The 17,967-nt window shown below is 66.3% G+C and carries 17 protein-coding genes; 9 read left to right on the top strand and 8 right to left on the bottom strand.

Translation table 11 applies throughout. The features are described 5' to 3' along the window. The first annotated feature begins 98 nt into the window (after nucleotides 1–98). From WS51_RS00470 to WS51_RS00460, 3 genes are all read left to right on the top strand, one after another. Nucleotides 99–1,457, top strand: a complete 1,359-nt coding sequence (locus tag WS51_RS00470) for an NAD(P)/FAD-dependent oxidoreductase (protein ID WP_059508027.1) — start codon at nucleotides 99–101, stop codon at nucleotides 1,455–1,457. A gap of 327 nt (nucleotides 1,458–1,784) precedes the next feature. Next, a complete protein-coding gene (locus tag WS51_RS00465) occupies nucleotides 1,785–2,219 on the top strand; it encodes an HAD family hydrolase (protein WP_059447488.1) in 435 nt (144 codons plus the stop codon). A 185-nt stretch (nucleotides 2,220–2,404) separates the two neighbouring features. Further along, nucleotides 2,405–4,015: a histidine-type phosphatase gene (locus tag WS51_RS00460; RefSeq protein ID WP_069228410.1), complete on the top strand. Its 1,611-nt coding sequence runs from the start codon at nucleotides 2,405–2,407 to the stop codon at nucleotides 4,013–4,015. Between the two features lie 7 nt (nucleotides 4,016–4,022). Here the strand turns inward: WS51_RS00460 and WS51_RS00455 are convergent, their stop codons facing one another. Next, nucleotides 4,023–4,274: an energy transducer TonB family protein gene (locus WS51_RS00455; protein ID WP_069228409.1), complete on the bottom strand. Its 252-nt coding sequence runs from the start codon at nucleotides 4,272–4,274 to the stop codon at nucleotides 4,023–4,025. Nucleotides 4,275–4,356: 82 nt separating this feature from the next. Further along, on the bottom strand, nucleotides 4,357–4,638 hold the full coding sequence (locus WS51_RS00450; protein WP_069229091.1) for a transcriptional regulator: 282 nt from the start codon (nucleotides 4,636–4,638) through the stop codon (nucleotides 4,357–4,359). A 372-nt stretch (nucleotides 4,639–5,010) separates the two neighbouring features. Between WS51_RS00450 and WS51_RS00445 the strand changes: the two genes are divergently transcribed. From WS51_RS00445 to WS51_RS00430, 4 genes are all read left to right on the top strand, one after another. After that, entirely contained in the window at nucleotides 5,011–5,322 is a 312-nt protein-coding gene (locus WS51_RS00445; protein WP_069228408.1) for a hypothetical protein, read from the top strand. A 348-nt stretch (nucleotides 5,323–5,670) separates the two neighbouring features. Continuing rightward, nucleotides 5,671–7,317: an EAL domain-containing protein gene (locus WS51_RS00440; RefSeq protein ID WP_081333509.1), complete on the top strand. Its 1,647-nt coding sequence runs from the start codon at nucleotides 5,671–5,673 to the stop codon at nucleotides 7,315–7,317. A gap of 214 nt (nucleotides 7,318–7,531) precedes the next feature. Then, nucleotides 7,532–9,898: a DNA polymerase II gene (locus WS51_RS00435; protein WP_069228406.1), complete on the top strand. Its 2,367-nt coding sequence runs from the start codon at nucleotides 7,532–7,534 to the stop codon at nucleotides 9,896–9,898. Nucleotides 9,899–10,002: 104 nt separating this feature from the next. Next, entirely contained in the window at nucleotides 10,003–11,112 is a 1,110-nt protein-coding gene (locus WS51_RS00430) for a J domain-containing protein (RefSeq protein WP_069228405.1), read from the top strand. Between the two features lie 61 nt (nucleotides 11,113–11,173). Here WS51_RS00430 and WS51_RS00425 read toward each other — a convergent pair whose 3' ends face one another. From WS51_RS00425 to WS51_RS00400, 6 genes are all read right to left on the bottom strand, one after another. Next, nucleotides 11,174–12,070 carry a LysR family transcriptional regulator gene (locus WS51_RS00425; RefSeq protein ID WP_059508022.1) on the bottom strand — a complete coding sequence of 299 codons (897 nt, stop codon included), beginning with the start codon at nucleotides 12,068–12,070 and terminating at the stop codon, nucleotides 11,174–11,176. Nucleotides 12,071–12,149: 79 nt separating this feature from the next. Beyond that, nucleotides 12,150–13,394 (bottom strand): acyl-CoA dehydrogenase family protein, encoded by a 1,245-nt coding sequence (locus tag WS51_RS00420; RefSeq protein ID WP_059768521.1) that lies wholly within the window; start codon nucleotides 13,392–13,394, stop codon nucleotides 12,150–12,152. A gap of 39 nt (nucleotides 13,395–13,433) precedes the next feature. Then, nucleotides 13,434–14,192 (bottom strand): SDR family NAD(P)-dependent oxidoreductase, encoded by a 759-nt coding sequence (locus WS51_RS00415; RefSeq protein ID WP_059508020.1) that lies wholly within the window; start codon nucleotides 14,190–14,192, stop codon nucleotides 13,434–13,436. 7 nt (nucleotides 14,193–14,199) lie between these two features. Continuing rightward, entirely contained in the window at nucleotides 14,200–14,964 is a 765-nt protein-coding gene (locus tag WS51_RS00410) for an SDR family oxidoreductase (protein WP_059768543.1), read from the bottom strand. A gap of 63 nt (nucleotides 14,965–15,027) precedes the next feature. Then, the gene (locus tag WS51_RS00405) at nucleotides 15,028–16,059 is read right to left on the bottom strand and encodes a phosphotransferase (RefSeq protein ID WP_069229090.1); all 1,032 of its coding nucleotides are present in this window, start codon (nucleotides 16,057–16,059) and stop codon (nucleotides 15,028–15,030) included. 20 nt (nucleotides 16,060–16,079) lie between these two features. After that, the gene (locus WS51_RS00400) at nucleotides 16,080–16,754 is read right to left on the bottom strand and encodes a histidine phosphatase family protein (RefSeq protein WP_059768518.1); all 675 of its coding nucleotides are present in this window, start codon (nucleotides 16,752–16,754) and stop codon (nucleotides 16,080–16,082) included. Between the two features lie 206 nt (nucleotides 16,755–16,960). Between WS51_RS00400 and WS51_RS00395 the strand changes: the two genes are divergently transcribed. Further along, nucleotides 16,961–17,116, top strand: a complete 156-nt coding sequence (locus WS51_RS00395) for a DUF3309 family protein (protein WP_069226475.1) — start codon at nucleotides 16,961–16,963, stop codon at nucleotides 17,114–17,116. Between the two features lie 391 nt (nucleotides 17,117–17,507). After that, nucleotides 17,508–17,951: a GNAT family N-acetyltransferase gene (locus WS51_RS00390; protein ID WP_059791147.1), complete on the top strand. Its 444-nt coding sequence runs from the start codon at nucleotides 17,508–17,510 to the stop codon at nucleotides 17,949–17,951. Nucleotides 17,952–17,967 lie beyond the last annotated feature (16 nt).

Here is a 17,967-nt window from a genome sequence, read left to right as displayed (position 1 = left end):
GAGTCGCTTATAAACATTAAATTGTTCGCGTAGGTTCAAAACTATATCGTCGGTCCTTGAGCAATGTCATCCGAATCGTCATCAGCGGGAGCCACAACATGGACCACATCACGCCTACCCTTGCAACGGACCGCGCACCGCGCGTGCCGCGCATCGTGATCGTCGGCGGCGGCGCCGGCGGCCTGCAGCTCGCCACGCGCCTCGGCGACACGGTCGGCCGCCGCGGCCAAGCCGACGTCGTGCTCGTCGACCGCTACCCGACGCACTTCTGGAAGCCGCTGCTGCACGAAGCCGCGTCCGGCCATCGCGATCCGGCCTCGCACACGATCGAATACGCGGCGCAGGCGAAGCGCCACGGCTTTCGCTTCGTGCAGGGCGCGCTGCAGCGGGTCGACCGCGCGGCACGCACGGCGACGATCGCGCCGGTGCATGACGCGGACGGCACGGAGATCCTGCCGCAACGCGAGCTCGGCTACGACGATCTCGTGCTGGCCGTCGGCAGCGTGACGAACTTCTTCAACGTGCCGGGCGCCGCACGGCACGCGCTGCCGCTCGAAAATCTCGACCAGGCCGAGGATTTCCGCCGCAAGTTCCTGGCCGCCTGCACGAAGGCCAACCACCTGGCCGAGCAGCAGCCGGCGCACCGCGCGGCACCGATCTGCATCAACGTGATCGGCGCGGGCGCGACGGGTGTCGAACTGGCCGCGGCGCTGCGCCATGCGATCCAGCAACTGACGACCTATCGCTTCAAGGCGCTGGTGTCCGCGCGCGACGTGCACATCCGGCTGATCGAAGGCGGCCCGCGCATCCTGCCGGCGCTCGACGAAAGGCTGTCGGCCAGGATGCACGCGCAACTGCGCACGCTGAACGTCGACGTGCTGACGGATACGCGTGTCGCGGAAGTGGGCGCGGACGCGGTCACGACCGCGACCGGCGAGCGGCTCGCGAGTGACATCACGATTTGGGCGGCCGGCGTCGCGGGCCCCGCGATCCTGCGCGAACTCGGCGACATCGCGCTCAACCGGTCGAACCAGGTGGTCGTGACCGATACGCTGCAGACGCCCGACGATCCGCACGTGTATGCGTTCGGCGACTGTGCCGCATGCCCGTCGGCCGATGCGAGCGGTTTCCTGCCGCCGCGCGCGCAGGTCGCGCATCAGCAGGCCGTGTATCTCGCCGATGCGCTCGCGCGGCGTCTCGCCGGCAAGCCGGTGCCGGGCTTCACGTTCCGAGACGCGGGTACCGTCGTGTCGCTCGGTCAAGCAGGCGCCGTGTACCAGGCCGATCTCGGCGTGCGTTCGCGCTCGCTGATCGTCGACGGGCTCGCCGCGATCGGACTGTACAAGTTCCTGTACCGCAAGCATCTGTTCAGCGTGTACGGACTGAAGCGCGCGCTGTTCCAGTCGCTGAGCCATTGGCTGCAAAGCCGCAACCAGCCTTCGATCAAGCTGCACTGATCGACGATCGCCACGCGGCGTCGCAAGAGACGGCGTATCGGGCGCATCTCGCCCGATACGCCGTTTTTTTCATCTGCACACAGCCGGTGCATCGAGATCGTGCGCGCGTTTGGTGCATCACATCGAACCGCGTCGATAAGATGCAAATCGTCCGGAAAACATGGCGTCACGCGCCTCCCGCGCCAGCATTGGCTCGCGGCATCATTCATTAGTCGAATCGTATGAGTCGAATATAAATATTAATTAGTCGCATATTCCGGATCGACGCTAAGGTGTTTGGCATTCCCGTCCGCGAACGGATCGTCACGTCTCAGGAGAGGAATCACCGTGGTCATCGAAGCCATCGTCACCCGTCTCGACGCCGCATTCGCGCAGATCGAAGCGACACCGGATTCGCACGAATCGCGCAACCAGCGCGATGCGATCATCCAGTGGCTCGACAGCGCGTCGGAGCAAGGATATCGACTGGGTCTCGTCACGACGCTGCCTGCCGCCCGGCTCAGCGACATGTTCGAAGGCCAGTTCGGCCGCGCGAACCTCGACCGCTTCTCGGTCGTCGTGACCGACGCACATCAGCAGGACTCCGTAGGAAATCAGCATCCGTTCGACGTCGCGCTGCAGGCGCTTGGCGTGCCGCCCGAGCGCGCGGTGGCTGTCGCGAGCAGCGAACCGGAACGCCGCGAAGCCGAGACGTTCGGGCTGTCGCGTTGCGTGCGCATCACCGACACGATGCGATCGATCGCATCGGCAGGCCTGCACTGACCTGAGCACCTGCATGCGGGCCGGCTCGCGCCGGCCGGTCGCGATCCGGCATCACGCCGACGATTGCCCGACCGAATCCTGACATTCTGCTGTCAAAGTCGCTTGCAACACTTGCGGACTCGACCGATCCCGCCCGGACACGGGACGACGCGCTTGCCGCGTCGTTCCATCCGTTTCAAGCCACGATGACACGCCCTACCCGCACCGCTACCGCCGTCGCCTTCGCCTGCCTGCTGCTCACCGCATGCGGCGGGCAAGAAACGTCGACCGTGTCTGCCGCGTCGGCAGACAACGGCAGCACGCAACCGGCACCCGCGCCGGCACCGACGCCCGCGACCTACTACCAGACGAAGACGCCCTATCGCCCGCAGCAGGACGCGGCGACCTACGAAGCGCCGCCCGCCGGCTATACGCCGGTGTATACGGAGCTCGTCGCGCGGCACGGCTCGCGCGGACTGTCGGGCTTCAAATACGACGGTGCGATCTACGCGATGCTGGTGAAGGCCGAAGCCGACGGCGCACTGACCGCGCTCGGCGCGCAGTTGAAGGCCGACACGTACACGATGATGAAGGCCAACGCGCTGCTCGGCTACGGCGTGCAGGGAATTTCGACGCCCGGCTACGGCAATCTCACGCAAACCGGCATCCGCGAACATCAGCAACTCGCCGCGCGGCTCGCGCAACGGTTGCCGGCACTGTTCGCGTCGGGTGGCCGGCAGATCGTCGTCGTCAACTCGGGGCAGGACCGCGCGGTCGACAGTTCGACCTACTTCTCGGCCGCGCTCGTCGCCGCGCAGCCGGCACTCGCCGCCGCGATCACGCTGCCGGCCGCGCCGTCCGGCTATCCGGCGAGCGCGCCGGTCGCGCAGCCCGCCGGCACCAACCGCTTCCTGCTGTATTCCCATGCGCTGAAGCCGGCCACCGATCTCGTCACCGATACAGCCGATCCGTATTACGCGACCTACCAGGCCAGCCAGGCTTACCAGGCCTATTCGAACGATACGGCAGTCGCGGACAAGCTGAAGACGATCAAGGCCGCGCCGCAAGTCGCGGATGTCGCGCAAACGGTGCTGGCCGCGCTGGTGTCGCAAGCGTTCATCGCGAAGCTCGGCACGGACGGCTATACGTTCGCGAACACGGGGACCTACGCGTTCACGTCGCCGGACGGCAAGTTCACCAATACGCTGAAGGGCGACGGCAAGACGAAGATCGCGTCGACCGTCGATGCGGTGAACGTGCTGTACAACCTGCTGCAGGTCGCGCCCGCGATGACGGCCGAGACGGGTGGCGTCACGATGGAGAAATACATCGGCGCGGAGCAGGCGCAAACGCTCGCCTATCTGCAAGATGCGGAGGATTATTACCAGAAAGGGCCCGGCATCCAGGAAGCAAATCCGGTCACGTACCGGATGGCGAAGGTGCTGCAGGACGACTTCTTCAGCGAGGTCGACGCGATCGCGCGCGGCGACCTCACGCGTGCCGCGAAGCTGCGCTTCACGCATGCGGAAATCGTGATCCCGTTCGCGTCGATCATGAACCTGAAGAACGTGTTCGTGCCGACGCCGCAGGCGCAGACCTACACGTATGCGAACAACCCGTGGCGCGGCGATCAGGTGTCGCCGATGGCCGCGAACATGCAATGGGACGTGTACCGGAACGGCTCGCGGATCATCGTGAAGATGCTGTACAACGAGCGCGAGACGGACTTCCAGGCATCGTGCGACGGTGCGAAGATCGCCGCGGGGAGCCACTTCTACGATTACGCGGGATTGAAGCGCTGTTACGGGTATTCGTGACGCACCGTCAGTCGACCGGGTAATCGAGATCGTGCCAGCGCTTCGCCGATTTCCCGCCGGAGCCGAGGTGACCGCCGGGGAAGCGCATCACCGCAATCGCGTGAAGCGCCTTCTCGTCGAGCGCGGCGTCGCCGCAACTGCGCCTGACCTTCAGATCGCGGACTCGCCCGTGCTCGTCGAGCCACACACGCACGATCACGCGCCTTCTCGACGTGCCGTTCTGCACGCCGCGTGACAGCAGGCGGCCCATCAGCGACATGATGGTTCTCCGTGGTGATCGAATGTTTCGGTTGTCATGGCGCGCGGGCGACGGATCGATGCACGCCGGCCCGCGTGCAACGTCAATGCTTGATGGTCGCGCTTTGGTGCGCTGTCCGCGCGACCTTCGTCTTTGCGACGACGGGTGTCTTCGGATCGACACCGGCCGCGTGCTCGACCTTGCCGGTCTTCCCGGCCGCCGCGTGCGGCTTCGACACGGGTTTCGCATCGGCCTGCGCCGCGGCCCGCGCATTCGACGTCGAAGAGGCGGGTTGCCGCTCAGGCTTCACGGGCGCTGCGGCATGCGCCGCCACGGGCGAATGCTTGACCTGTTGTGCGTACTCCTTGACGTCGTGATCGCTCATCCACGATTCCGTATACGCCGCCGACGCGGCCTGCGACAGGTTGAGATACGCGACCGATGCGACGAGAAAGGCACGAATATGCGTGCGACGATTCAATGCGGTAATGACGAATGCTCCTTGCGAACTGGCTTGACGCGCCGTAATCGGCGCCGTCGTGGCGGCACGATAATTGAGCGCATTCGCCATCGCAAGGGTGTGAGGGGCGATCCAAACGATTCTTGACGTTTGAGCGATCGATCCGGTGTGCGAGACCACTCATGCGCCGCGTTCGACCGCGCCGGAGATGCCCGTGTCGTCGCGCATGCGGGGCCTCGACGGCGTGCCGAACTCGGGGCCGCAGACGATGTCGAACGTGCATCGCCGGAGAATCACATGAAACGCGCCGCTCCTTTTGCCCTGCTGGTCCTGCTTGCTGCCGTCAGCGTGCCGGCGGTCGCCGGCCCGGCCGCGGACAACACCGCCGCACCGGTTGCGCAGCCAGCACGAAACTGCGTGCCGTCGTCCACGTCCGCTGGCACGGCGCCCGGCTCCCGCGCGGCGTCGAAGGCCCCGCCGATCCGGATCTGCGTCGGCGATTCCGATACGCAGCTGAACCTGCCGTGGTTCCTGACCGACGTCCTCACCGCCGTGGACACGCATCAATCGCCCCGCGACCTGCTCCACAAGATGCGCAACGACTTCTGAAGCTCGGCGGCCGGAAGTGACGCGCGACGCAAATATTTCCCGTCGAGCATCAATCTCGATATTTCGCGATTTTTTGAACAGCATTATTTCGTAATCCGGTGTGACACACCTTATACTTGCCGCGCACCATCCTCGTGCCAAGAGACGGTGTCTTAAGTCCCGGCCGCACATCGATGCGGCCGGGTTTTTTTTGGGTTGCGACACCGATATACATGCATCGGCAATGTATGTTATGAAGAATTCCATCCGCGCGCCCGCCGCGATGCCGCTTCGTCGGTTTCGCAAGCGTAGAATCGATTTGCGTCCCGATATCGGCGCGAGCCGCGGTGCCCCGGCCAGGCACGGCGAATGCCTCGTACGAATTCACCGACCGGTTCGACCTGCATTCACATGCGCAAAACAACAAGTACGACCCGAGGACCGTCCGTGCCCGCACCGCGCCCGAAGCCCGCGTTCCAGCGCAGCGGCGCGTGGCCGCGCATCGTCTTCCCGGTTGCGCTGATCGTCTGCATCCTCGTGTTCGTGCTGGCGCTCGTCGTGGCCGGGCGCCTGGCGCGCGACGCGATTGCGCGGCACGAAAGCGACGTCGCGAACGACATCGTGATATCGGTCGACCGCATCCTCGACGGGATTCGCTCGCGGCACCCGGACGAATTGAATGCGCTGGTCCGGCAGCCCTGCACGACGATCTTCCGGACACTCGCCGAAGTAGGCACTCACCTGCGCTATCTTCGCGCTGTCGCGCTCGCGAACGGCGGTCGTGTCACCTGCTCGTCGGCGCTGGGCGCGATCGACGTCCCGCTCGATGCATACATTCACGCGCCGGCGCCGGGGATGACGGCCATCACGCTGCTTCGGCAAACGCCGTTTCAGCATCAGGTTCCGGTGCTGGCGGCGTTTCGCGCAACCGCGCCCGGCTCGGGCGTCCTGTATCTGGTCGAAGGCGACTATGTGGCCGACATGCTCGCGCACGGAACCCGCTTCGGCGCGGAGACGGCCACGCTGTCGATCGACGGCGCGGGAAGCATCGATCAGTACGGCGCGTTCATGGCGCCACGCGGCGCGCCACCGGCAACGGGCAGCAAGATCGCGTCGAAAGCGTGGCCGTTCACGGTCTCCGTCACCTCGGCCGAACCCTACGTCTGGCAGGTGCATCGGCGCTACCGGCTCATCTGCCTGACGATCGCGCTACTGGTCAACGGCCTAGTCGCGGCCGCGTACCTGATCGCGATGGCGCCGCGCCGGCTGTTGCTGAAGGCCGTTCGCAATGCGCTGAAGCGCAACGAATTGCACGTCGTCTACCAGCCGATCATCGACATCGAAACGCGCACGACCGTCGGCGTCGAGGCGTTGCTGCGCTGGCACCATCCGAAATGGGGAGCCATCAGCCCGGCCGTGTTCGTGCCGCAGGTCGAGTCAAGCGCGGTCCTGCCGAAGCTGACCGAGTTCGTGCTGCGGACAGCCGTATCGGATCTGACCGCACTCGCGCCGTCGGTGTCGCTGCGCATCGCGGTCAACGTCGCGCCGAAGGATCTTGAACGCGCGCGCTTCGTGTCCGTCATCGAGGACACGATCGGCCGGCTTCCGCCGGGCTGCACGCTGGTGCTCGAAGTGACCGAGCGCATCCTGCTCGAGAAGAATCCGCGCACCACCGAGATGTTCGCCACATTGCGCGCGAAAGGCGCGAAGTTCGCGATCGACGACTTCGGCACCCATCACAGCAACCTCGACATGCTGTCGCGCTTTCCGTTCGACTACGTGAAGATCGACCGACAGTTCATCTCGCAGCTCACGACGGGCAACGCGAAACTGATCGAAGGGATCGCGGCGGTCGCCCACCACTACGGGCTGAAGATCATTGCCGAGGGCGTGGAGACCGAAGAGCAGCACCGCGCGCTGCATGCGGTCGGGATTCAGTATGCGCAGGGCTATCTGTATCAGCGGCCACGGCGAGCGGAACACCTGAAGTGGAATTTCGCGCCGATGCCGGCTTGAATGCCGCATCGGCGCCGAACGTTCGGCAGACGAATACGTGACACATGCGTCATCCGCTCTGCGCGCGACGCCGGCTGCGTCACGCCGCCGATGCGCGGCGTGGCGGATCGCGCGGCGTTCTCCTGCCACCTCATGCCACCGATTCGCCCTTCGGCGGAAACCGCGCGAGAGGCGCTAAAATCCGCCGCCTGGGCATCCACGACGAGCAAGCGTTTTGACGGAGTTCGAGCAGGGTTTCATCCTCACCCGCCACTGGCGGGACACCGCGTCCGGCATCGAGATCGAGTTCTGGCTGGCGACCGAACGCGGTCCGCGCCACGTGCGGCTGCGCCCGCAGGAAGCCGTCGCGTTCGTGCCGGTCGAGCAGCAGGCGCTCGCCGAACGCGCGCTCGCCGGCGAACGCGATGCGCAACTTCGCCCGCTCGCATTGCGCGACTTCCGCCAGCGCGCGGTTGCCGGCCTCTACTGCCGCCGCTACCGCCATCTGTCCGGACTCCAGAAACGCCTCGCCGCGGCCGGCGTCGACGTCTACGAAGCCGACGTGCAGCCGCCCGACCGCTACGCGATGGAGCGCTTCATTACCGCCCCCGTGCTGTTTCGCGGCACGGCCGGCCGCGACGGCACGCTGACCGACGCCGAACTGAAACCGGCGACCGACTATCGGCCGACGCTGCGCTGCGTGTCGCTCGACATCGAAACGAGCGTTCACGGCGAACTCTATTCGATCGCGCTCGAAGGCTGCGGACAGCGGCAGGTCTACATGCTCGGCCCGCCGAACGGCGACGCCCCGGCCATCGACTTCCGCCTCGACTACTGCGACAGCCGGGCCGAGATCCTCGCGCGCATCAACGACTGGTTCGCCGAACACGATCCCGATGCGGTGATCGGCTGGAATCTCGTGCAGTTCGACCTGCGCATCCTGCACGCGCACGCGGAACAATACGGCGTGCCGCTGAAGCTCGGCCGCGGCGGCAGCGTGCTCGAATGGCGCGCGCACGGGCAGCAACCCGACCATTTCTTCGCGGGCGCGGCCGGCCGCCTGATTCTCGACGGCATCGACATGCTGAAATCGGCGACGTGGACGTTCCCGTCATTCAGCCTCGAATACGTGTCGCAGTCGCTGCTCGGCGAAGGCAAGTCGATCGACAATCCGTATCAGCGAATGGACGAGATCCAGCGTCGCTTCGATCACGACAAGCCGGCGCTCGCGCACTACAACCTGAAGGACTGCGAACTCGTCACGCGCATCTTCGAGAAGGCCGACCTGCTGTCGTTCGCGCTCGAACGCGCGACCGTCACGGGCCTCGCGGCCGATCGCACCGGCGGCTCGGTTGCCGCGTTCACGCACCTGTACTTGCCGCGCATGCACCGGCTCGGCTACGTCGCGCCGAACCTCGGTGACGTGACGGGCCAGAACAGCCCCGGCGGCTTCGTGATGGATTCGCGGCCCGGCCTGTACGATTCGGTGCTCGTGTTCGACTACAAGAGCCTTTATCCGTCGATCATCCGAACGTTCCTGATCGATCCGGTCGGGTTGATCGAGGGGCTCGCGCATCCGGGCGACGACACGTCGGTGCCCGGCTTCCTCGGCGCGCGTTTCTCGCGTACCGCGCATTGCCTGCCCGACATCGTGCGGCGCGTGTCGGAAGGCCGCGACGAAGCGAAACGCCAGCGCAACGCGCCGCTGTCGCAGGCGCTGAAGATCATCATGAACTCGTTCTACGGCGTGCTCGGCTCGACCGGCTGCCGCTTCTTCGACCCGCGCCTCGCGTCGTCGATCACGATGCGCGGCCACGAGATCATGCATCGCACGCGCGAGCTGATCGAGGCGCAGGGCTACGAAGTCATCTACGGCGATACCGATTCGACCTTCGTCTGGCTCGGCCGCGAGCACGACGACGATGCAGCCGCCGCCAAGGGTCGCGCGCTCGTCGACCACGTGAACCGCTGGTGGCACGCGCACCTGCGCGACCGCTTCGGGCTGGAAAGCGCGCTCGAGCTGCAGTACGAGCGGCACTACCGGCGCTTCCTGATGCCGACCGTGCGCGGCGCGGAGGAAGGCAGCAAGAAGCGCTATGCGGGCCTCGCGCGCGCGGCGGACGGCGGCGAGGACCTCGTATTCAAGGGGCTCGAAACGGTGCGCACCGACTGGACGCCGCTCGCGCAGGCCTTCCAGCGCGAACTCTACCGGCGCGTGTTCAAGCGCGAACCGTATCAGGACTTCATTCGCGACTACGTGCGCCGCACGCTCGCCGGCGAATACGACGCGCAGCTCGTCTATCGCAAGCGCGTGCGCCGGCCGTTGAGCGAATACCAGCGCAACGTGCCGCCGCACGTGCGCGCCGCGCGAATCGCGGACGAATTCAACCACGCGCGCGGCCGGCCGCTGCAGTACCAGCGCGGCGGCTGGATCAGCTACGTGATGACGACGGCCGGCCCCGAGCCGCTCGAGACGATGCGCTCGCCGATCGACTACGCGTTTTACGTGAGCCGTCAGTTGCAGCCCGTCGCCGATGCGATCCTGCCGTTCCTGCGCGACGATTTCGAACGCGTGATTTCGGGGCAGGGGCAATTGTTCTGAGCTTGCCGCGCGACGTGCACGGCTTCCGGTGCCGACCGTCTCGCCGCCGACCACGTAAAATACCGGCCTGCCGCGCCTCCCGCCGCGGCCGGAGGACATTCATCATGACCGCACGTCGCGGTGCCGCGGTCGCCATCGCGCCCGGTCACGAGACAGCCAGCCTGTCGAAAGCCCAGAAGACGTTCAATACGCTTGTCGAGCACATCGAAAAGCGGCGCGAACGGCTGCGCGCGTGGGAAGCCGTCATGCCGGCGTTCCAGAAGAAATTCGTCGACGGGCTGTTGCCGCTCGAACAGGAAGCGACGGCGCTGCGGATCAGGCTGATTCATCTGCTCGACGACACGTTCCTGCGAAAAGGCTTGAGCAAGGCCGAACAGCGCACGCTGTCCGACCTCATCGCCGATATGGCGCGCGACGTGCTGCACGTCAGCGACGACGCGGCGTTGAAGGCCATCTACGACCGGCACGCCGAGTCCGCGCACGTCGGCAGCGCAACGGCCGAACCCGCCCCGAAGCAGCACGACCCGGAGGGGCCGGCGGATCTCGACTCGTTGTCGCCCGACGAACTCGCCGAGCGGATGCAGGCCGAACTCGGCGCGCAGTTCGAGCGCGACATGGCCGCTCACGCGGCGCGCGAGGCCCAGCGCGCGAAGCGCAGGAAATCGCCGAAGCAGTCGGCCGCGCAGGCCAGGATCGAGGCCGAGCAAGCCGAATCGAACAAGTCGATCCGCGAGATCTATCGCAAGCTCGCGAGCGCGCTGCATCCCGATCGAGAAACCGATCCCGGCGAACAACAGCGCAAGACGGCACTGATGCAGCAGGTCAACCGCGCGTACGAGAAGGGCAACCTGCTGCAGTTGCTGGAACTGCAACTGGAGATCGAACAGATCGACAGACGCACGATCGACGGCCTCAGCGAAGCGCGTCTCACGCGCTACAACGGCATCCTCGAGGAACAACTGCGTGAGCTCGATCAGGAGATCCGGCACGTGGAGAACGATTTCCGGCGGACCTACGGCATCGCGTCGTCCACCAAGGTCGCGCCCGATACGGTCTTGCGCATGCTCGCGCGCGACATTGCAGGCACGCAGCGCGCCAACCAGGATCTGACCGTCGCGCTGCGCGAGTTCGAGGATCCGGACAACGTCAAGGGTTGGCTGAAGGACATGAAGCGGTGGCCGGCATCGACCCGCTTCGACGACGATTCGTATTGAGCGAAGCACGCGCCGGCCGACGCGCGGCGCCCGGCGCGCTTGGCTCGTCGCATCGCGGCGCCTAACCCATCCCGCCCATCAGCGTCATCAACTGCTCACGCAGCCAGCGGCTGCCCTGATCCTGATCGGCGCTGCGATGCCAGTAGCAGAAGTATTCGAGCGCCGGCATCTCGAACGGCAGTTCGAGAATCCGCGCCGGGTAGCGCTGCAGCAGCCGCAGCGGCGCCGTCAGCGCAAGATCGCCGCGCATCGCGATCAGCGGCGCGACCATGTAGTGCTGCACGCGCATCTGGATGTTGCGGCGCAGCCCGAGCCGCGTCAGCTCCGCATCGACGTGCCCGCTGCCCTTGCGGCGGCTCGACACGTGGATGTGGCCCATCGACAGGTAGTCGTCCATGGTCAGCGTGTCGCCCTTGAACGGGTGGTCGTCGCGGATCATGCACGCGTAGCGGTCTCGCACGAGCAGCGCCTGGTGCAGGTGCGGATCGCCGATCAGCGGCGCGTCGATCGCGATGTCGACGGAGCCGTTCGCGAGCGCGGTCGCCACTTCGCGGCGGTCCATCGTGTAGCTGCGCACGTGCATGCCGGGCGCATGCGTCTGCAGCAGTTCGCCGAGCGCGGGCAGCAGCAGCGCCTCGGTCAGGTCGCTCATGCTGAGCCGAAACACGCGCTCGGACGAAGCGGGATCGAACACATCGCCTTCGTGCGCGCTCGAATCGAGCAGTTGCAGCGCCTCACGCACGCGGCCGACGATGTTCTCGGCCATCGGCGTCGGCATCATCCCGGCCGGCGTGCTGACGAACAGCGGGTCGTTGAGCGTCTTGCGCAGCCGCGCCAGCGCATTGCTGACGGCCGGCTGCGTGAGGTTCAGCACCTCGGCCGCCCGCGTCAGGTTGCGCTTGTTGTAGATCGCCTCGAATACGACGAACAGGTTCAGATCAATCTTCGAAAGACGCATCGCCGGATCTCCTTGCCGGCATCTTAATACGGCGTGCGTCTGCGGTTCGCCCACGTCGCGTTCGCGCGCGGAGCACCGCTCAGCCGCGCGGCGGCCGCGTCAGGTACGGCTCGGTCGAGCCGCGCACGGCGTCCTTGATCTCCATGCGCGCGATCGCCTGCAGGTGCACCTCGTCCGGGCCGTCGGCGAAGCGCAGCGCGCGGCCCCAGGTCCACAGGTCGGCGAGCGGCGTGTCGGGGCTCAGACCCATCGCGCCGAACACCTGCATCGCGCGGTCGCACACGTCCGTGTACACGGTCGGCACGAGCGCCTTGATCATCGAGATTTCCTTGCGCGCCGCCTTCGCACCGACCTTGTCGATCATCCATGCGGCCTTCAGCACGAGCAGGCGCGCCTGATCGATCTCGATGCGCGAGCGCGCGATCCATTCGCCGATCGTGCCGTGCCGGTTCAACGGCTTGCCGAACGCTTCGCGCGACTGCGCGCGGTCGATCATCAGTTCCAGTGCGAGCTCGGCCGCGCCGATCGAACGCATGCAGTGATGAATGCGGCCCGGCCCGAGGCGCGCCTGCGCAAGCGCGAAGCCGCTGCCTTCTTCGCCGAGCAGGTTGCGCGCCGGCACGCGCACGTTGTCGAACGTGATCTCGCAGTGCCCTTCGGGCGCGTGATGATTGACCACCGTGATGTTGCGCACGACCGTCACGCCCGGCGTGTCGCGCGGCACGAGGATCATGCTCTGTTGCTGGTGCGATTCCGCTTGCGGATCGGTCTTGCCCATCACGATGAAGATCCGGCAATTCGGATGCGCGGCGTTCGTGATGAACCACTTGCGGCCGTTGATCACGTATTCGTCGCCCGCACGCTCGATGCGCGTCGTGATGTTGGTCGCGTCCGACGACGCCACGTCAGGCTCCGTCATCGCGAACGCCGAACGGATCTCGCCGCGCAACAGCGGCAGCAGCCACTGTTCGCGCTGCTCGGGCGTCGCAAACATGTGCAGCAACTCCATGTTGCCGGTATCCGGTGCGTTGCAGTTGAACACCTCCGACGCCCAGCTCACGCGCCCCATGATCTCGGCGAGCGGCGCGTATTCGAGGTTGGTCAGGGCCGTGCCCGGCTCGTCAGCCTTCAGGTGCGGCAGGAACAGGTTCCACAGCCCTTCGGCCTTCGCGCGCTCCTTCAGCTCCTCCATGAACGACACGGGATACTGCCCCGCATGCACTTCCTCGTTCCACTGACGGATGCGCGGCACGATATGCGCGTCCATGAATGCACGCACGCGCTCGCGCAGTTCTTCCACTTTCGGGGTGTAGCCAAAGTCCATGATAGACTCCTCGAGATTCCGGTTTTCCGTTCGTTCCGTTCAGAAGGCCGAGACGCCGCCGTCGACGGCGACGGCCTGCCCGGTCAGATAGGTGTTTTCCTTCGCGCACAGCGTCAGCATCGTCGCGACGATTTCCTCGGGGCGGCCGAGCCGTTTCATCGGCGATCCCTGCGCGAGAAAATCCTGGCGATCGCCGATGTCGCTGTCGGTGACCATCGGCGTCGTGCTGTAGAACGGGCACACCGCATTCACGCGAATGCCGTGCCGCGCGTATTCGAGCGCGGCCGTCTTCGTGAGCCCGACCACCGCGTGTTTCGACGCCGCGTAGGCGGCGAGCTTCGGCGCGCCGCCGAGCCCGGCCATCGACGCGACGTTCAGGATCACGCCCTCACGCTGCGCGAGCATCTGGCGAATCTGATGCTTCATTCCGAAGAACACGCCTTTCGCGTTGACCGCGAAGCTCAGGTCGAGATCGGCTTCCTCGGTATCGATCAGCGCCTTCAGCGGCGGCGCGATGCCCGCATTGTTGATGCCGACGTCGAGCCGCCCGAAGCGCTCGACCGCCGCCTGCACCAGCGCCGCGACGTCCGCTTCGATGCGCACGTCGCAGCGCTGCGCGATCACGTCGGCGCCGGCCGCGCGCAGCGGCGCGGCCACGCGTTCGAGCGCCGCTTCGTTCAGGTCGCCGAGCGCGAGCCGCGCGCCCATCGCGGCCAGCTCGCTCGCGAGCAGCGCGCCGAAGCCGCTTGCGGCGCCGGTGATCATCACGGCCTGCCCGGCGTAGCTGTCGAGTTTCATCGCGCGCTCAGATCGTCAGGCCGCCGTCGACGACGATGCATTCGCCGTTCGTGTAGCTCGCCGCGTCCGACACGAGATACAGCACGGTGCCGGCCATCTCGCGCGGCTCCGCGTGGCGGCGCAGCGGAATCTTTGCCATCCAGGTTTCGTAGATGTCCTGATCGGCGAACAGCGCGCCCGCGAACTTCGTCTTCGTGAGGCCCGGCAGCAGCGCGTTCACGCGGATGCCGAACGGCCCGCATTCCTTCGCGAACGCCTTCGTCATGTTGACGACCGCGGCCTTCGTGATCGAGTAGATGCCCTGGCGGTCGCCCGGCTGCAGCGCGTTCACCGACGCCGTGTTGACGATCGCGCCGCCGCCCTGTGCCTTCATCATCTTGCCGGCCTCGACCGACATGAAGAAGTAACCACGGATGTTCACGTCGACGGTCTTTTCATACGCGGCGAGATCGGTATCGAGGATGTGCCCGAAATACGGATTCGCGGCCGCGTTGTTCACGAGAATGTCGAGCCGGCCATGCTTGCCGCGGATCGTCTCGAACGTCGCGGCGATGTCCTCCATCCGCCCGACGTGGCATGCCAGCGCTTCGGCGCGGCCGCCCGCCGCGACGATCGCGTCCGCGACCGCCTGGCAGTCGTCGAGTTTGCGGCTCGACACGATCACGTGCGCGCCCTGCTGCGCGAGCAGCTTCGCGATTTCCTCGCCGATGCCGCGGCTCGCGCCCGTCACCAGCGCGATCTTGCCCGTCAGGTCGAACAGATTCGTTGCCATGTTGCTGTGCTCCTCCATTGATGTCTTGTGTTGTCGTGCCGCCGCGCGGCGATGTCGGTGACGTCAGCGATGCGCGCCGATCACGTCGACGGCCAACTCGGCCAGCCGGCCGGCCATCGCGCCCACGCGCAGCGCCTGCTCGCTCGACGCGTTGCCCTGCAGCGCGCGCGCCTTCACGCCCTGCGCGATCGCCGCGAGCCGGAAGAAACTGAACGCGAGATAGAAATGCCAGTCGCGGATCGGCTCGATCCCGCGCAGTTCACAATAGCGCGCGACGATCGCCGCTTCATTGGGAATGCCAAGTACCTCGCGATCCTGGCCGGCGAGCCCGCGCACCTGACCGCCCGACGGCAACCGCAGGCACATGCAGAAATACGCGAGATCGGCGAGCGGGTTGCCGAGCGTCGACAGCTCCCAGTCGAGCACGGCCTGCACGCGATAGTCGTCGCGCGCGAACATCAGGTTGTCGATGCGGAAATCGCCGTGCACGAGCGCGGCTCGGCCCGTGTCCTCCGGGCACGCCTTCGGCAGCCAGTCGATCAGCGTCTCCATCGCGTCGAGGCGTTCCGTTTCCGCCGCGCGATACTGCTTCGTCCACACGCCGATCTGACGCTCGAAGTAGTTGCCGGGGCGGCCGTAGTCGGCGAGGCCGACTGCGTCGACGTCCACGTCGTGCAGCGCGGCCATCGTGCGCAGCAGCGCGTCGTAGCAGAGTGCGCGATCGGCCTTCGGCAACTCCGGCAGTGCCGGATCCCAGAAGATTCGCCCGTCTTCGAAACTCATCACGTAGAAGAGGCTGCCGATCACGTCGCGGTCTTCGCACAGGTGATACGGATGCGCGACCGGCACCGCGGTGCCCGACAGCGCGCTCAGCACGCGGAATTCGCGATCGACCGCGTGCGCGGATTTCAGCAGTTCGCCGGGCGGCTGGCGGCGCAACACGTAGCGGCCGCTCTTCGCGTGCAGCAGGAAGGTCGGATTCGACTGGCCGCCGGCAAACTTCTCCATGTCGAGCGGGCCTTCGAAACCCGGCACATGCGCTTCCAGATAGCGCGTGAGGCGAGCTACGTCGAGGGGCTGGGAAGGATTCGTCATCGTCGCGATCGTTCGTTGGGTCAGCCGTAGGTGCGCCACGTGTGGCGTTCCGGATCCTCGAGATGCGGGATGCCGTTGAACGACGCGAGGTGGAACGCTTCGGCGTTGAAGAAAAACTGCGAAAGACTGCTGTTGCGGATCTGCAGGTTCAGCGCGATCGCGCTCGACGACGGTGCGGCGAGCACCTGCTGCACCGTCACCGCAATCGGGCCGCCGGAGCTCACCGCGAGCACGCGCTGACCGCCGCCCTCCCGGATCGCGGCGCGGGCGTCGGCGACGCGCTGCTGGAAATGCGTCCAGGTTTCGGGCGCGGTGTCGCCCAGCTTGTCGTCGGCCCACAGGTAGAGCACCTGCCGCAGCGCGCGAAAGTGTTCCTTCATCGAGCCGGCCGCGAGCCGCGCGATCTCCGGATAGTCGCTCGCCGCAGCCGCGAACAGCCCGTGGAAGTCGTATTCGTTCAGGCCGGGATGACGGTCGACCCGCGCGCCTTCGGCGCCCAGGCCGCGCAGGATCGCATCGACCGTCTGCGCATGCCGGTTCATCGTGCCGCAGATCACGCGGTCGAACGTCAGGCCCTGCCGCGCGAAGTATTCGCCGAGCCAGACGCCCTGCTGGTCGCCGGCCGCGGACAGCCGGTCGTAGTCGTCCGTGCCGAACGACGCCTGCCCATGCCGCACCAGAAACAGTTCTGCCATTGCATGCCCGCCCGAGGGAAATCGAAGGCCCAGCATAGCGGCCGGGGATGCATTTTTGAAATTTATTTTCTGAATCGGCGGGCATTCATCGTGTGAATTGCACGTATTCATACAGCGCGCTTGTGCCGGCTTTCGACCGGCTGGCCGTCGCGGCACGCGAATTGCGGCAGGAGCCACGTCATGTCACCACGTTCAGGAGGGATGCGATGCTCGGTACGATCCTTATCATCGTTCTGATTCTGCTGCTCATCGGCGCATTTCCGGCATGGCCGCACAGCCGAAGCTGGGGCTACTGGCCATCGGGCTCCGTCGGGCTGATCGTCGTCATCGTCGTGATACTGGTGTTGATGGGGCGGATTTGAATGTGACGGCGCGCGCCTGTCGGCCAGGCGCGCGCCGTTCGATCATGCCGTCGTGGCTTCTTTACAAAGAGCCGTAGATGAATGCCAGCCCGGCAACGGCGCGCCGGTGGAGCGTGCTGTTTCCCTCGGTCGGTCCTCGCCCATGGCATGCCCGCGTCCGGCCTGTCGCGGAATCCTTGCCTCACGCCCGGTATGCGGATGCCGCATGGCGGCCGGGGAAGTCGCCGCCCAGATTCGCCGTCGCCGCAACGCGCCCGGGCGCGGTTCGCGTTTGCGCGGCGTGCCACCGAGACCGCGTGGCCGATCCACTTGCCCGGGCTTTGACCGACATGCCGCGTTCGTGGATCATTCGCTTCGAGCCACGGAATCCGCGCGTGAACGCTCCCCGACCATGCCCCCTGCCATTTGCCTGCGCCCTGCGTGCGCCACCGACCTCCCGTTTCTGCTGACGCTGCGCCGGCTCACGATGACCGAGCATCTGCAACGCGTCGGCGCGCCCACCGACGATGCAGCGCACGACCAGCGCATTCGCGCGAACTTCGACGATGCGATGATCGTCGCCGAAGGCGCAGATGCCGATGCAATCGGTTTGCTGAAGGTCACGCGCGCCGCCGACGAATGGCACGTTCACCAGATCCAGATCCTCCCGTCCCGGCAAGGCCAGGGCATCGGCGAAGCCGTGCTGCGCGCGCTGCTGCTCGAAGCCGCACGCGAGCACGTGCCCGTGTCGCTCAGCGTGCTGCACGGTAACCCGGCGCGGCGCCTCTACGAGCGGCTCGGGTTTCGGCTCGTCGCGGAAACGGAAACCAGTGCGACGCTGATGTGGCGCGCCTGAAGTTTCGCATTGCGGC

Source organism: Burkholderia territorii (assembly GCF_001718335.1).
GTDB lineage: Bacteria > Pseudomonadota > Gammaproteobacteria > Burkholderiales > Burkholderiaceae > Burkholderia > Burkholderia territorii.
Note: the sequence above shows the minus strand (reverse complement) of the source record. Positions and strands in the feature narration are given on the sequence as shown.

Coding starts and splice junctions, on each gene's coding strand:
- WS51_RS00405 (WP_069229090.1), bottom strand. CDS start 16,059: ATGACGAATCCTTCCCAGCCCCTCGACGTAGCTCGCCTCACGCGCTAT.
- WS51_RS00470 (WP_059508027.1), top strand. CDS start 99: ATGGACCACATCACGCCTACCCTTGCAACGGACCGCGCACCGCGCGTG.
- WS51_RS00410 (WP_059768543.1), bottom strand. CDS start 14,964: ATGGCAACGAATCTGTTCGACCTGACGGGCAAGATCGCGCTGGTGACG.
- WS51_RS00395 (WP_069226475.1), top strand. CDS start 16,961: ATGCTCGGTACGATCCTTATCATCGTTCTGATTCTGCTGCTCATCGGC.
- WS51_RS00415 (WP_059508020.1), bottom strand. CDS start 14,192: ATGAAACTCGACAGCTACGCCGGGCAGGCCGTGATGATCACCGGCGCC.
- WS51_RS00460 (WP_069228410.1), top strand. CDS start 2,405: ATGACACGCCCTACCCGCACCGCTACCGCCGTCGCCTTCGCCTGCCTG.
- WS51_RS00420 (WP_059768521.1), bottom strand. CDS start 13,394: ATGGACTTTGGCTACACCCCGAAAGTGGAAGAACTGCGCGAGCGCGTG.
- WS51_RS00455 (WP_069228409.1), bottom strand. CDS start 4,274: ATGTCGCTGATGGGCCGCCTGCTGTCACGCGGCGTGCAGAACGGCACG.
- WS51_RS00425 (WP_059508022.1), bottom strand. CDS start 12,070: ATGCGTCTTTCGAAGATTGATCTGAACCTGTTCGTCGTATTCGAGGCG.
- WS51_RS00450 (WP_069229091.1), bottom strand. CDS start 4,638: ATGAGCGATCACGACGTCAAGGAGTACGCACAACAGGTCAAGCATTCG.
- WS51_RS00445 (WP_069228408.1), top strand. CDS start 5,011: ATGAAACGCGCCGCTCCTTTTGCCCTGCTGGTCCTGCTTGCTGCCGTC.
- WS51_RS00390 (WP_059791147.1), top strand. CDS start 17,508: ATGCCCCCTGCCATTTGCCTGCGCCCTGCGTGCGCCACCGACCTCCCG.
- WS51_RS00440 (WP_081333509.1), top strand. CDS start 5,671: ATGCCTCGTACGAATTCACCGACCGGTTCGACCTGCATTCACATGCGC.
- WS51_RS00400 (WP_059768518.1), bottom strand. CDS start 16,754: ATGGCAGAACTGTTTCTGGTGCGGCATGGGCAGGCGTCGTTCGGCACG.
- WS51_RS00430 (WP_069228405.1), top strand. CDS start 10,003: ATGACCGCACGTCGCGGTGCCGCGGTCGCCATCGCGCCCGGTCACGAG.